General features: G+C 63.9%; 11 protein-coding genes. 8 read left to right on the top strand and 3 right to left on the bottom strand.

Translation table 11 applies throughout. The features are described 5' to 3' along the window. Positions 1 to 12: 12 nt before the first annotated feature. Entirely contained in the window at positions 13 to 711 is a 699-nt protein-coding gene (locus LCW13_RS03145) for a TIGR04211 family SH3 domain-containing protein (RefSeq protein WP_082388145.1), read from the bottom strand. Positions 712 to 1,545: 834 nt separating this feature from the next. On the opposite strand from LCW13_RS03145, the gene miaB reads away from it, so the two are divergent. From miaB to LCW13_RS03115, 6 genes are all read left to right on the top strand, one after another. Beyond that, a complete protein-coding gene (gene miaB, locus LCW13_RS03140; RefSeq protein WP_043335279.1) occupies positions 1,546 to 2,895 on the top strand; it encodes a tRNA (N6-isopentenyl adenosine(37)-C2)-methylthiotransferase MiaB in 1,350 nt (449 codons plus the stop codon). Positions 2,896 to 3,168: 273 nt separating this feature from the next. Continuing rightward, positions 3,169 to 4,278, top strand: a complete 1,110-nt coding sequence (locus LCW13_RS03135; protein WP_052384763.1) for a PhoH family protein — start codon at positions 3,169 to 3,171, stop codon at positions 4,276 to 4,278. After that, positions 4,275 to 5,099 carry an rRNA maturation RNase YbeY gene (gene ybeY / locus LCW13_RS03130; RefSeq protein WP_404813661.1) on the top strand — a complete coding sequence of 275 codons (825 nt, stop codon included), beginning with the start codon at positions 4,275 to 4,277 and terminating at the stop codon, positions 5,097 to 5,099. The genes LCW13_RS03135 and ybeY overlap by 4 nt, the downstream gene beginning before the upstream one ends. Positions 5,100 to 5,227: 128 nt before the next feature. After that, on the top strand, positions 5,228 to 6,136 hold the full coding sequence (locus tag LCW13_RS03125; RefSeq protein ID WP_052384764.1) for an HlyC/CorC family transporter: 909 nt from the start codon (positions 5,228 to 5,230) through the stop codon (positions 6,134 to 6,136). Between the two features lie 86 nt (positions 6,137 to 6,222). Next, the gene (gene lnt / locus LCW13_RS03120; RefSeq protein ID WP_225347569.1) at positions 6,223 to 7,740 is read left to right on the top strand and encodes an apolipoprotein N-acyltransferase; all 1,518 of its coding nucleotides are present in this window, start codon (positions 6,223 to 6,225) and stop codon (positions 7,738 to 7,740) included. Between the two features lie 103 nt (positions 7,741 to 7,843). Then, positions 7,844 to 8,596 carry a YdcF family protein gene (locus LCW13_RS03115; protein WP_043335281.1) on the top strand — a complete coding sequence of 251 codons (753 nt, stop codon included), beginning with the start codon at positions 7,844 to 7,846 and terminating at the stop codon, positions 8,594 to 8,596. A gap of 124 nt (positions 8,597 to 8,720) precedes the next feature. Here LCW13_RS03115 and LCW13_RS03110 read toward each other — a convergent pair whose 3' ends face one another. After that, positions 8,721 to 9,938: a tetratricopeptide repeat protein gene (locus LCW13_RS03110; RefSeq protein ID WP_225347568.1), complete on the bottom strand. Its 1,218-nt coding sequence runs from the start codon at positions 9,936 to 9,938 to the stop codon at positions 8,721 to 8,723. Further along, positions 9,938 to 10,618, bottom strand: a complete 681-nt coding sequence (locus LCW13_RS03105; protein ID WP_318527671.1) for a zinc ribbon-containing protein — start codon at positions 10,616 to 10,618, stop codon at positions 9,938 to 9,940. The genes LCW13_RS03110 and LCW13_RS03105 overlap by 1 nt, the downstream gene beginning before the upstream one ends. Before the next feature lie 320 nt (positions 10,619 to 10,938). Here LCW13_RS03105 and leuS point away from each other — a divergent pair, with 320 nt between their 5' ends. Together leuS and LCW13_RS03095 are read left to right on the top strand one after the other, a co-directional pair. Next, on the top strand, positions 10,939 to 13,539 hold the full coding sequence (gene leuS, locus LCW13_RS03100; protein ID WP_225347567.1) for a leucine--tRNA ligase: 2,601 nt from the start codon (positions 10,939 to 10,941) through the stop codon (positions 13,537 to 13,539). A gap of 185 nt (positions 13,540 to 13,724) precedes the next feature. Next, positions 13,725 to 14,270, top strand: coding sequence for an LPS-assembly lipoprotein LptE (locus LCW13_RS03095; protein WP_225347566.1), 546 nt, complete (start codon positions 13,725 to 13,727; stop codon positions 14,268 to 14,270). Positions 14,271 to 14,568: the final 298 nt, after the last annotated feature.

The following is a 14,568-nucleotide window of genomic DNA, read 5'->3' as shown; positions in this document are numbered from 1 at the left end:
TACCGGGATGCCTTACAGGAAGCCGTGACGCTTCTTCTTGCGACGCGGCAGGTGCGGCACGATCAGGCCGACCAGCAGGCCGACACCCGCCACGCCACCGCCGTACATGAAGTAGCGCATCAGCAGGTCCTGCTTCTTGGTATCGAGCTTGGTTTCCATGTCCTGCATCTTGCTGCGCGCCTGAGCAAGCTCGGCTGACTGGCTGTTGCTGGCCTGCTCAAGCTCCTCGATGCGCGCCTGACGCGTCTCGAGGCCGGTCTTCATGTCCTCGACACGGGTTTCCCACTCCTCATTGATGCCATCGAGCTTGGCAGTCAATTCCTTGACCCTGGCGCTCAGCTCGGGCACCCGGGCATTGACGCTCTGGGTGTCCTGCAGGTCAGCGGAGGGAATCCACACCACGTCACCGCTGGCGGTGCGGATCTTGCTGTAGTCATTCTGGACCTCGAGCAGCTCGACCGGCTGGCCGGCTTCCACCGTGCCCACGATGCGGTAGCCATCCGTCGGGCCACTGCGCACGAAGGTGGTGAGGTCATCGGCGACCCAGCGGTCGGTGGCCGCATTGGCCAGCGGTGCGCCCAGCAGCAGGCTGCCGGCGACGCCAGCCCCCAGCACCACACGGCGCAGTGAGCGCGCAAGCGTCGAACACGGCGATCGGGGTGACAGGAGGCCGAAAGATGAAGGGGTGCTGGTAATGGAGAATCGCGTCATATCGTGTTCTTCATGGCTGTCTAAGGGCGTAAGCCGACCGTGTCAGGCGTGTGGGCACAAGGAGCAAGCGCGCTGAATCCTGCGTCCCCACATGCCGAACATGATCGACCGCTTTTGGGCGAAGGAAGGCTCGCCCTGTCTGCCCATGCGGTGTCTGCCAGGTTGCGCAATGCAAGGCGTCCTGCCTGGCATCGCTGTCGCGCTTGGACGTACGGTAACGAAATTGCCGCGAGAAAAATCCGAGACTGTCATTTCAGTGTCTTCAGACATCCACACTTTCTGTGGATAAGTCTTGGGACAACCTCAAAGGGGCAGGTCTGCGCACGGCGAAATGCCTGCCCCGCCAACAAATCGATCAAATTTTAACCAGCTCAGGCAGCCGGGCTATCGGCATGAAAACCTCAACAAATCAAGCCATTGACAGCCTGATGTGCGTTGCGCAACACCTGCCTGATAACTATGAAACATGCCAAGCCCCTGTTGTAGCGTCAGGGCATGCGCGGGCTTTCTCGTGAGGATACCACAGCCACCATCAGGCTGAACCGGTGGTTGGCAGGCATCCTCCTCATTGCTGACAGCGATGCGACAGGGCTGGCCGCATGGCCGGCAGACTCCTATACTGTGCCGTCCCGATTTTGGCCTCGACCCGATCAGCGTGCCGCTTGGCACAGTATCGTCGCGCCCTCGATTCCCGGCCAGCCATCGGCGCCGGGGCTCATTCATTACAAGTCGCGCCCGCTTCTCCTGACCGCTGACGCTGCCCGCCGCCATCATGTGCCCGGGCGCGAGGCGCACGAAGCCCGGGCGCGCAGCTCAGAGCGTTCACACAAGGCAATGGCGAAGAAACTCTTCATCAAGACTCACGGCTGCCAGATGAACGAGTATGACTCCGCGCGCATGGCGGATCTGCTCGGCGAATCGCATCAGATGGAAGTCACCAGCGACGAATCCGAAGCAGACGTCATCCTGCTCAACACCTGCTCCATCCGCGAGAAGGCGCAGGAGAAGGTGTTCCACCAGCTGGGACGCTGGAAGAAGCTCAAGGAAAAGAACCCGGAGCTGGTGATCGGCGTCGGCGGCTGCGTGGCCAGCCAGGAAGGCGACAACCTGCGCAAGCGTGCCCCGCATGTGGACATGGTGTTCGGCCCGCAGACCCTGCACCGCGTGCCGAAGATGCTCGACACCCGCCGCGACAGCCTCAAGCAGATTTCCGTGGTCGACGTGACCTTCCCCGAGATCGAGAAGTTCGACAACCTGCCCGCGCCCAAGAGCGACGGTGCCAGCGCCTTCGTCTCGGTGATGGAAGGCTGCTCCAAGTACTGCACCTTCTGTGTGGTGCCCTACACCCGCGGTGAGGAAGTCTCGCGTCCCTTCGAGAAGGTGATGGATGAAGTCATCCACCTGGCCGACCAGGGCGTGCGCGAGATCAACCTGCTGGGCCAGAACGTCAACGCCTACGCCGGTCTCAACCAGCTGGGCGAGGAGATCGACCTCGCCGAGCTGATCAGCTGCGTGGCGCAGGTCGAGGGCATCGACCGCATCCGCTTCACCACCTCGCATCCGCTGGAGTTCAAGGACTCGCTGATCGAGGCCTTCGGTGAGATCCCGGAGCTGGTCAGCCACCTGCACCTGCCGGTGCAGTCGGGCTCCAACCGCATCCTGGCGGCCATGAAGCGCGGCCACGAGCGTGACCTCTACATCGACAAGCTCGAACGCATCCGCGCGCTGCGTCCGGACATCAGCTTCTCCTCCGACTTCATCGTCGGCTTCCCGGGCGAGACCGATCAGGACTTCATGGACACCATGGACCTGATCGGCCAGATCGGCTTCGATCACTCCTTCAGCTTCATCTACTCCGCGCGTCCGGGCACCCCGGCGGCGAATCTGGAAGATGACACTCCGGAAGAGGTGAAGAAGGAGCGCCTGCTCATCCTGCAGGAGCGCATCAACCAGCAGGCGATGCAGATCGGTCGCAAGATGGTCGGCACCACCCAGCGCATCCTGGTCTCCGGCTTCTCGCCGCGTGACCCGGGCCTGCTGTCCGGGCGCACCGAGAACAACCGGGTGGTCAACTTCCGCGCCGCCAACCCGACCGAGCTGATCGGCTACCTGGTGGATGTCGAGATCACCGAGGCCTACCCCAACTCGCTGCGCGGTGAGCTCAGCTCGCCCTACCGCTATTGATCGCTCGTCGCTCACGACATTGACGAGGCGCCATCAGCCCCCACTATCAAGCAGATAGCCACGCTGGCCGTACAGGACAATTGCCCTGTACGGCCATCGCGCATTAAGCTCTCTTGAGACTTCGGCAACGCGTCACCATTGACACTGAAATGGCGCCGTCATGCGCCGTGGCGGGTAGAACGCCCCGTGCATCGAGCGCGTGCATCCGCCATCGCGGCTGCCCCTCATCGCCAAGCATCATCGTCACTCATCACTATCAGGATATTCGACGCCTTGAGCCACCAGTCACAGCAAGCCAATCGCATTCTCAACATGACGCTTGAGCCGGCAGACCCGCAGCGTCTGGCCAGCCTGACCGGCCAGCGCGACGAGCATCTCAAGCTGATCGAATCCCGGCTCGGTGTCACCCTGCGCAACCGCGGCAACGACTTCCAGATCGCAGGCCCCGCGGCCGCCGTGAAGGCGACCGCCAACGTGCTGGAGCATCTGTATCGCGAGACCGGCGCCGGCGAAGTCGATGCCGAGACCGTTCATCTGTTCCTGCAGGAATCCGGCGTCGAGGCGCTGGTCGAGGCCGCCGAGGACCAGGGCGCCACCTACGGTGATGTGGTGATCCGCACGCCCAAGGTGCTGGTGCGCCCGCGCGGCTTCAATCAGCAGGGCTATGTCACCGAGATGCGCAATCACGACATCAACTTCGGCATCGGCCCGGCCGGTACCGGCAAGACCTACCTTGCCGTCGCCGCTGCCGTGGAAGCGCTCAACAACAACGAAGTGCGACGCATCCTGCTGGTGCGTCCGGCGGTCGAGGCCGGCGAGAAGCTCGGCTTCCTGCCGGGGGACCTGGCCCAGAAGATCGACCCCTACCTGCGTCCTCTCTACGACGCCCTGTACGAGATGCTCGGCTTCGAGCACGTCAACAAGATGATCGAGCGCCAGATCATCGAGATAGCGCCGCTGGCCTACATGCGCGGCCGGACGCTCAACAACGCCTACATCATTCTCGATGAGTCCCAGAACACCACGCGCGAGCAGATGAAGATGTTCCTGACGCGCATCGGGTTCGGCTCCACCGCCGTCATCACCGGTGACGTCTCGCAGGTCGATCTGCCACGTGGCACCCAGTCAGGTCTCGCGCACGTGATGGAGGTCCTCAAGGACACGCCGGGGATCAGCATCACGCGCTTCCTGGCCAAGGACGTCGTGCGTCACCCGCTGGTGCAGCGCATCGTCGAGGCCTACGACACCTTCGAAGCCGCGGAAGAGCAGCAGGAAGGCGAGCGTCGCGAGCAGCGTCAGGCCGAGCGCGAAGCCCGCATGGCGGCGCTGAATGCCCAGAGCAACGTGCCGCCTGCCAGCACCCCGACGGGAGGTAGCCAGTGAGCGAAGCCCCTGCGGTCGTCGTGGACCTGCAACTGGCCATCGGCGAGAGTGAATTCGATGGCCAGCTGCTGCCGGCCAGCCATCAGCTGGAAGCCTGGGTGGCGGCTGCGCTGCTGGCCGCCGCGGAAGACGGCGCGCTGGAGCGCGATGCCAGCGACGCCGCGGCGCCGTACGAGCTGACCGTGCGTCTGGTGGAAGAAGCCGAGAGTCAGGGCCTCAATCGCGATTATCGCGGCAAGGACTCCCCGACCAACGTGCTGTCCTTCCCGCATGAGCCGCTGGATCTGGACGACTTCGCCCTGCCGCCGGAACTGGCTGCGCGCTTCGCCGAGGAAGGCGATGACGACAGCCTGCCGCTTGCGGGCATGCCGGAGGGCGATCTGGACGCCGGTGAAGAGGAAGGTCTCGACGGTCACAACAGCGACGATGTCATGCTGGCGTCAGACGCCATGAGCGAAGCTGATGAGGCAGACGTCTCTGATGCCGCGCCTTCTGGCTTCTCGACTTCTGGCACCGCGTCTTCTGCCCTCGGCTCTGCGGCTCCCGAGACCGCGGCTGAGCAGGCTCTTGATGAACAAGTTCTTGATGAGCAGCGCTTTCTGGGCGACCTGATCATCAGCGTGCATGTCGTCGCCCGCGAAGCGCGGGAACAGGGCAAGTCGCTGGAAAATCATTTCGCCCACATGCTGGTCCATGGCACCTTGCACTTGCTCGGCTATGACCATATCGAGGACGATGAAGCCGAACGCATGGAAGCGCTCGAGCGTCATGTGCTGGCAGGGCTCGGCATCGCCGACCCCTACCGGGAAGAGAATCACTGATGCCGGCGCCCCTGCGCACCGGCAGCACCCGCCGTCGGGTGACTCGGGGCTTGTCCCCGGGTCACTCGGCTGCCCCGATACCACCACGACGATGGGGTATCGCCACCGAGGAAAAGAGAAACTAACGCATGAGCGAAGACCGATCGGGAAGCCAATCGAAAACCTGGCTCGATAAGCTGTTCGGCGCCTTCTCAAGCGACACCGACGAACCCAGCTCCCGTAGCGAGCTGCTCCAGTTTCTGGCTGAGGTAGGCCCACGCCTCAACCTCGATCAGGACGCCATCGCCATCATCGAAGGCGCGCTGGAAATCAGCGACCAGCAGGTGCGCGAGGTGATGATCCCCCGCTCCCAGGTGCAGGCCATTCAGGTCGATCAGCGCCCGGAGGAGTACCTGCCGCTGATTCTCGAATCGGCTCACTCCCGCTATCCCGTCATCGACGAGAACCTCGACGAGGTGCTCGGCATCCTGCTGGCCAAGGACCTGCTGCCGCTGATTCTGCAAAATGACAGCGAGCGCAAGCGCTTCGATCTGCGCGAAGCGATCCGTCCGGCGATGTTCATCCCCGAATCCAAGCGCCTCAACAGCCTGCTCAAGGAATTCCGCGAGACCCGCAATCACATGGCGGTGGTCATCGACGAGTACGGCGGCACGGCAGGCCTTGTCACCATCGAGGATATCCTCGAGCAGATCGTCGGGGATATCGAGGATGAGCACGACACCGATGAGGATGAGGACATCCGCGAGCTGGGCGATGGCCAATTCGCCGTCAGCGCGCTGACCACCATCGATGACTTCAATGAGCACTTCGATACTGACTTCTCCGATGAGGAATTCGACACCATCGGCGGTTTGATGATCCAGCGCTTCGGTCACATGCCGCGCCGTCAGGAATCCACCGATTTCGCTGGCTGGCGTTTCACGGTGCTCAATGCGGACAATCGTCGCATTCGTCAGGTACAGGTATGTCGTCTGGAAGATGCCACCGGTGACGCGCCGCCCTCGGCCGAGCATCGTGCGCACATCAGCGGCGAGTGATTCATGGCCTGATCACAGGCTGACCCGATAGAGGACAATGCCAGACACATCCGCCGATGTGTCTGGCATTTTACAAGGAGAGCGGCATGTCAGATTCCCCCCGCGCGAGGAGCTTCCCGGGCGCCTCGTTGCTGGCCAATGTACTGGCGATCATTGCCGGGGTACTGGTCACCTTGAGCTTTGCCCCCTTCGAGCAGTGGTGGCTGGGCCCGATCGGCGCAGGCCTGCTCTACGGGGCGCTGCGCATGGAAGGCGGTGGCTTCCTGCGCGCCTGGTGGTTCGGGGTCGGCCTGTTCGGCAGCGGAGCCAGCTGGGTCTACGTCTCGATCCATGATTATGGCTATACCGGCATGCCGCTGGCGGTGCTGCTGACGATGCTGTTCGTGGCCTGCATGGCGCTGTTCCCGATGCTGTGGATGGGCCTGTGGCAGCGCTTCTGCTCGCGCAAGCTCGATGTGCTGTCATTCGCCGCGGTGTTCGTGCTCAGCGAGCTGTTCCGCACCTGGGCCTTCACCGGCTTCCCGTGGCTGCTGCTGGGCAACAGCGCCGTAGGCTCGCCGCTGGCCAGCTGGGTGCCGGTGCTTGGCGTCTACGGTATCTCGCTGATCATCGCGCTGTCCGGGGCGTTGCTGTGGAATCTGGCGCTGCGTCGCCGCTGGTGGGCGATCGCGCCGCTACTCGTGCTGTGGAGCGCGGGTCTGCTGCTGCCGACCAGCTGGACGCAGTCCGGCGGCCAGCCGGCACGCGTCGCCCTGCTGCAAGGCAACCTGCCGCAGTTGATCAAGTGGAGTGCCGAAGGGCAGCGTCGTGCGGCCAATACCTACGCCGCGATGACGCACGCCGTGCAGGACGATGCCGACCTGATCGTCTGGCCGGAGACGGCACTGCCGATGCTGCGCGATCAGGCCGAGCCCTTCCTCGAGCGCATCCAGGCAACTCTGCCGCCCAAGACCGGTCTGATCACCGGGATCGTCGAGCGTGACGCCGACAATCGCTTCTACAACAGCGTGATTCCCATCGATGACCCGTCGTCCCAGTATCGCAAGGAGCACCTGGTGCCCTTCGGCGAGTATGTGCCGCTGGAAAGCTGGTTGCGGGGCATCATCGGCTTCCTGGACCTGCCGATGTCGAGCATGCAGTCAGGCGACAGCCAGCAGCCGCCACTGATGGTCAGCGGTCTGCGTATCGGCGTGGCGATCTGCTATGAGATCGTCTATCCGGAGCTGGTCCGCCAGCGCGCCTTGAGCTCTACCGTGCTGCTGACCGTCTCCAACGACACCTGGTTCGGTCACTCCATCGGCCCGCTGCAGCACCTGCAGATGGCTCAGCTGCGCGCGCTGGAAAACGGCCGCTATCTGCTGCGGGCCACCAGCAATGGCGTCACGGCGATCATCTCGCCGCAGGGTGAGATCATCGCCCAGGCACCCCAGTTCGAGGAGGCCACCGTCACTGGCGATATCCGCCTGCAACTGGGCATGACGCCCTGGATGCACTACGGCCTACTGCCGGTGTGGATCCTGATCGCGCTGCTGCTGGCGCCGGGCCTTGTGCTGGGCATCAACGAATGCCTCAAGGCGCGCCGTCAACGCCCGCAGGACGCCTGAGGGCCAGAACGTGTGAGTCCCCAGGGCCTCAGACGCTTGAACGCTCAACCTTACCCGTTGCCGGGCCGATGCCCGGCACTGCCTCTGCACAAGCGAGACCACAATGGGCATCACCGAGTTACTCGGCATCATCAAGGACCTGGTATTGCCGCCCGGCGGGCCTCTCCTGCTGCTGTTTCTGGCCATGCTCGTGCTCAAGCGCTGGCCGGGCCTGGCACGCGCCATGATGGTCGTGGCCATTCTGGGCATGTGGCTGCTGTCCTCGCCTGTCGTCTCCACGCGCCTGATGTCAGGGCTGGAGCGCATTCAGCCCAGTGAGCCGGCAGAGTGGATCCAGGCGCAGGCCGTGGTCGTGCTTTCCGGCGGACGCTACTACGACGCCCCGGAGCTGCAGGGCCGCGATCGCATCAATGGCGAGACGCTCAGCCGCCTGGACGAAGGCGTCCGCGTGGCCCGCAACGCGGAGCTGCCGATTCTGCTCACCGGTGGCAAGGTATCGTCTTCCGATGACGGCACCCTCGCCGAGCTGATGCAGCGCTCGCTGATCGATGAATTCGACTACCCGGCGCGCTGGCTGGAGAATCGCAGCGAGAACACCCAGCAGAATGCACTCTTCACGCGCGAGATGCTCGAGCAGGACGACATCAACAAGATCGTGCTGGTGACCAGCGCCTGGCACATGCCGCGCGCGATGCGCAATTTCCAGAACCAGGGCTTCCGCACCATCATCCCGGCGCCGGTGGGCTACACCACGGTCTCCGGGCTGGGCATCGATGCCTGGATCCCCAACAGCTCCGCGCTGACCCAGTCGCGCTGGGCACTGCATGAATGGATCGGCTGGCTGGTGGGTCGCTAGCCCCGACAGCGCTGTTGGCAAGACAAGCGAAGGACTGCTGGCAAGACACACGAAGGGCTGCCCATGGGCAGCCCTTCGTGTGTCTATATAACCCGCTCATCAGTCGCTTATCGCAGGATTACGCTCAGTCGTCGCTGTCACGCATCCAGCTGGCCTCCTTGAGCCATGGCCCCAGCTGGCGGAGCTGGAAGGCGCGATCGCGCGTCCACTCGTCACTGCCGACATGCGCCGTGCCGCCAGGCGCTTCTCCCAGCACATCATCCGGGAACTTCAGGCTGTCGCGACCCTTGATCTGCAACGAGTAACACCGGTCGTGGCTGACCAGGCTTTCGCGCAGGTACCGCCACACGCATTCCTTCATGAACCACTGATCGATATTCGGCGTCTCGACATGCTGTGGCTGCCACTGGGCCAGCAATGTCTCGAGTGGCGGCAGGACTCCGGCCACCCCGCCCCACAGCCCCGCCAGTACCAGATCGGTATGACTCCACCAGTCACGCATGACATGGAAGAAGCGCCCGGACGTCAGCCACATCTGCACCGCTCGCACTTCGCGCAGGCTGATGACGCTGTCGCAGTCGCGAACCACGAAGTAGCCCACCGTCGGGTCATCGGCGACCGCGAAGCGCCAACACAGTCGCTGTCTCAGGGTGTCACTGGAGGGACGCTCGATCAGCTCGGCGTCCAGTTCCCGCGCCAGGGCCAGGAAGTCTTCGGGCACGCTGTCATCGTGATAGAGCCGAACCCGCCACCCCGGATACAGCACCGGCGCCAACAGCAGGTTATGCAGCATGCCGTTCAGGTAGCGCGGCCCCTTGCCCCAGAGGCCAAAGGACAGCACGCGCGTCTTGCCGGCGGCGACTGCCGAGGGGGATTCAGCGGGCAGTCGCCAGCCCTTCGCCAACGCCAGGCCCCCATGCTGCTCGTCCTTGAGCGCCAGGGCGCGACTGCCATGCTCGCGTGCCTCGTCATGGCGCTTGAGTCTGGCCGCACTGCTGGCCAGCGAGTCGAACAGCACCGGATTGAGACAGCCTCGTGCGGCCAATGCCTCACCGGCCGCCAGCGAGCCGGCGGCATCATTGGCGCGCGACAGACACACCACCTGATTGAGCGCGATCTCTTCATCGGCAGGACACTCCACATGCCCCTGGGCCAGAATCTGGCTGGCCGAGCGATAATCCGCGAGCAGAAACAGGTAATAGGAGATCTGCTTGAAGAGGCCCGCCTCACGTGGACGCGGGCGCTGATTGAAGTGCTCGATCAGCTGTTGCAACGCCTTGTGGCGCTGACCGGCGCTCCAGGTGGCATGCGCCGGGGCGAACCAGTCTGACGGTGTCGCCATCAGCCCTGATCACTCTCATCGGCCGCGGGAGGCTGACGAGAGACGGGCGGCGCGCCACGCGAGAAGAAACGATGTCCACAGGCATGGCAGGGTTCCAGCACGCTGGGCCGCGTGAGCGTGGTGGTCGACTCGCAGTGCACGCAATGCAATAGCCCCGGCGCGATGACCTCGCCGCTGGTGTAGTCGGCGCGCGCGGCCTCGAGGTCTTCCTCGAAGTGGGCGCGGTCCACCACGGTGCGGTCCGCGATCGACATCAGCGCGGAACTGACACTGCGCGACAGCACCGAGAGATCGATCCCCAGCCAGCTGGCGATCCCTTCTCCGCCGGTCGCCAGATGGCGGCGGAATTCGCGCATGTCACGCTCGACCCAGGCACGCAGCAGCGCCAGCTCGTCGAGCGTGAATTCCTCGACCTCGGCCTCGAACTTGACCGCTTCATCCAGCTCGGCCTTGAGGCCATCCCACGACAGCTCACCGCTGCTGTCTTCCAGCCGCGTCAGGATTCGCCCATAGGCATCGCCGAGACGCCCTTCACCTTCGCCCTGCGGCTGACTGGAGGCTGAGCGCGAGGGCATCGGCGTATCTTCAAAGCCACTGTCATGCGAGGACGTGGCAGCCGTATCACGATCCGTGGCGCTGATCGGCTCATGGGGATCGCGGGGTTCACGTGGTTGGCTCATGGACTCTCCTTGTGTCTTCACCTTCTCCCGTACTGCGGGAGGGCATGGCGCTCTACCTTCAGCATGGTGGCGTTGGCGTTGCGACACAAGCCACACGCTTCCACTCCCTGACACGCATCAAGCGCGTGACACTGCCAGCATGAAGCGCATTCGCCTGGCGCCACAGCACTCGCCTCCCCTACCTGAGTCCTGGCGTCTGGGGTAGACTTGACCCCATCGCAGACAGCGGCGGCCCATCCCGGATGTGACCGCCCACCTCTTCACGCCCTGCCTGTCCCTGGTGACGGGTAGCGGCCAATGCCAAGGTAGTGACGGACCCGATGGATTCACAGGATACTTCTCAACAGTACGCTCCCGATCAGATCGAACAGGCTGCCCAGCAGTACTGGGAGAAAAATCAGTGTTTCAAGGCGGTGGAAGATGCCAACCGCGAGAAGTTCTACTGCCTGTCGATGTTCCCCTACCCCAGCGGCAAGCTGCACATGGGTCACGTGCGCAACTACACCATCGGTGACGTGATCTCGCGCTTCCAGCGCATGCAGGGCAAGAACGTCATGCAGCCGATGGGCTGGGACGCCTTCGGCCTGCCGGCGGAAAACGCCGCGATGAAGAACAACGTCGCGCCGGGCAAGTGGACCCACGAGAACATCGCCTACATGCGCGATCAGCTCAAGGCGCTGGGCTTCGCCTACGACTGGAGCCGTGAGTTCGCCACCTGCGACCTGGAATACTATCGCTGGGAGCAGTGGTTCTTCGCCAAGCTGGTCGAGAAAGGTGTCGTCTACAAGAAGAGTTCCATCGTCAACTGGGACCCGGCGGACCAGACCGTGCTCGCCAATGAGCAGGTCATCGACGGCCGTGGCTGGCGTTCCGGCGCGCTGATCGAGCGCAAGGAAATCCCGCAGTGGTTCCTGCGCATTACCGATTACGCCGAAGAGCTGCTGGCCGACCTCGACAAGGTCGAGTGGCCGGAGCAGGTCAAGACCATGCAGCGCAACTGGATCGGCAAGTCGCGCGGTGTCGAGCTGAGCTTCGGCCTCGATGCCAAGGCCAGCCAGGTGCAGGAATCCCTGACCGTCTTCACCACCCGTCCGGACACCCTGATGGGTGTGACCTACGTCGGCGTCGCCGCCGCTCACCCGCTGGCCAAGGCCGCGGCGGAGCACAATGCGGAGCTTGCCGAGTTCAACGCCGAGTGCGCGCGTGGCGGCACCAGCGAAGCCGACATGGCGACCATGGAAAAACGCGGCATGGACACCGGGTTCAAGGCCATCCACCCGCTGACGGGCCGTGAAGTGCCGGTCTTCGTCGCCAACTTCGTGCTGATGGAATACGGCACCGGCGCCGTGATGGCCGTGCCGGCCCACGACGAGCGTGACCACGAATTCGCCACCAAGTACGACCTGCCGATCGAAGCCGTGATCGCCGATGCCGACGGCAATGCGCCCGACGTCAGCGAAGCCGCCTTCACCGAGCACGGCGTGCTGATCAACTCCGGTGACTTCGATGGCCTCGACTTCGAGAGCGCCTTCGATGCCATCGCCGCGCGCCTGGTCGAGCAGGGCCGTGGTGAGGTCAAGACCAACTTCCGTCTGCGCGACTGGGGCGTCTCCCGTCAGCGCTACTGGGGCGCGCCGATTCCGGTCAAGAATGGCCCGAACGGTGAATCCATCCCGCTGACCGACGACGAACTGCCGGTCGCTCTGCCGCTGGAAGTCGAATTCGACGCTTCCGGCGGTTCGCCGATCAAGAAGATGCCGTCCTTCAGTGACCTGGGCGATGGCTGGCAGCGCGAGACCGACACCTTCGACACCTTCATGGAGTCCTCCTGGTACTACGCGCGCTTCTGCTGCGCGGACAACCAGGATGCCATGCTGGACGAGCGCGCCAACTACTGGCTGCCGGTCGATTACTACATCGGCGGCATCGAGCACGCCATCCTGCACCTGCTCTACTCGCGCTTCTTCCACAAGCTGATGCGTGACTTCGGCCTGGTCGACAGTGACGAGCCGTTCAAGCAGCTGCTGACCCAGGGCATGGTGGTCGCCGATACCTACTACCGCATCAACGCCAAGGGTGGCCGTGACTGGTTCAACCCGCTGGACGTGGAAGTCGAGACCGACGACAAGGGCCGTGCCGTCAAGGCCGTGCTGAAGTCCGATGGTCTGCCGGTGGAGATCGGCGGCACCGAGAAGATGTCGAAGTCCAAGAACAACGGCGTGGACCCGCAGTCGATGATCGACCGCTTCGGCGCTGACACCGTGCGTCTGTTCATGATGTTCGCCGCGCCGCCCGAGCAGTCACTGGAATGGTCCGACTCCGGTGTCGAGGGTGCGCACCGCTTCGTCAAGCGCGTCTGGCGCCTGGTTCACGAGCATGTCGCCGCCGGCACTCCGGGCGCACTGGACGTGTCTGCCCTGAACGATGATCACAAGGCGCTGCGTCGCAAGACACACGAGACCATCGCCAAGTGCAGCGACGACATCGGCCGCCGCACCACCTTCAACACCGCCATCGCGGCCGTGATGGAGCTGGTCAACGCCATCAGCCGCTTCGAGGACACCTCCGAGCAGGGTCTGGCCGTCAGCCGTGAAGCCGTCGAGGCCTGCGTGCTGCTGCTGTCGCCGATCATCCCGCATGCCAGCCACTCGCTGTGGGCGACACTGGGCCACGACGAAGCCGTGATCGACGCCAGCTGGCCGGCCGCCGATGCCGAGGCGATGAAGAAGGACAGCATCGAGCTGGTCGTGCAGGTCAACGGCAAGCTGCGTGCGCGCCTGTCCTTCGCCGCCGATGCCGATCGCGACGCCATCGAAGCCGCGGCGCTGGCAGATGCCAATGTCACCAAGCACACCGATGGCAAGACGGTGCGCAAGGTGATCGTGGTGCCGGGCAAGCTGGTCAATATCGTCGCCAACTGATAGCGACCCGACCAGGCAGAGCAAGATACCGGCGGCCCGAGTCGCCGGTCCCGTCAGAGCCCGACAGGCAGCTGGAAGGATGTCGGTCTCTGACGGCCATATTCCGTGCGCTGCGTGATGCTGACAGGCCCCACGCAGCGCTCTCGCAAGATATTCATGACACTCGTTCATGACAGGAGGTCACGGTGACGCAAGCGAAGTCTTCCAGTGTTTCAGCAGACACATCAGAGCATGCATCCCGCGGCCTTGGCCGCCGTCGTGTGCTGGCCGCCCTCGGCGTCGGCCTGGCGCTGACACTGAGCGGCTGCGGCTTCCAGCTGCGCGGCGTGAACGATGCGCCGATGGCCATCACCGAGCTGGACGTCCAGGCACCGATCACCAAGACCCACGACGCCCTGCGAGACGCCCTCGAGCGTGCCGACGTCCAGTTGAGCGACAGCGCCCCGCTGACCCTCAACCTGGGCAAAGTCCGTGAGAACGTGCAGCAGATCACCTACGGCGATGCCGGCAGCATCAAGCGTGAGCTGACCTATCGCCTGACCTACTCGCTGCAGCGCAAGTCCGATGGGGCCTACCTGGCCAACCAGCAGGAACTGCAGGCCAGCAGCTTCTACTACACCAACGATGACGACCTGCTCAACACCGATGACCTGCGTGAGCGTGCGGCCAGGGAAGTCAATCGTGATCTGAGCCGTCAGTTGCTTGAGCGCCTGCGCGCGATCAAGCCCTGAGCTCCACGCTCCCGCAGTGAGGCGCCCCGTTCGTAAGTCATGAGTCGTGATCCATGAGTGCTGAAAGGCCAGACGATTGACGACAAGCCGATTGACGACAGGCGAAGCCGGGAGAAGTGGAAGGAAGCTGGCAGCAATTGGTAGAGATTGGTAGAGATTGGAAATCGCAACGTTCGCCAGGCACGGCTCCACGATATCGGGCAACCGATCATCATGGGGCCGTGCCTGTTCAGGGCCACCATCACGCCGGGGCTAGCACCCTGCTCGTGACTGGCCGCCCGAGCCTTTAGGCGCACTT

The organism is Cobetia amphilecti (assembly GCF_020217465.1).
In the GTDB taxonomy this organism is placed as follows: Bacteria; Pseudomonadota; Gammaproteobacteria; order Pseudomonadales; family Halomonadaceae; genus Cobetia; species Cobetia amphilecti.
This window is presented reverse-complemented; position numbering and strand designations above follow the sequence as displayed.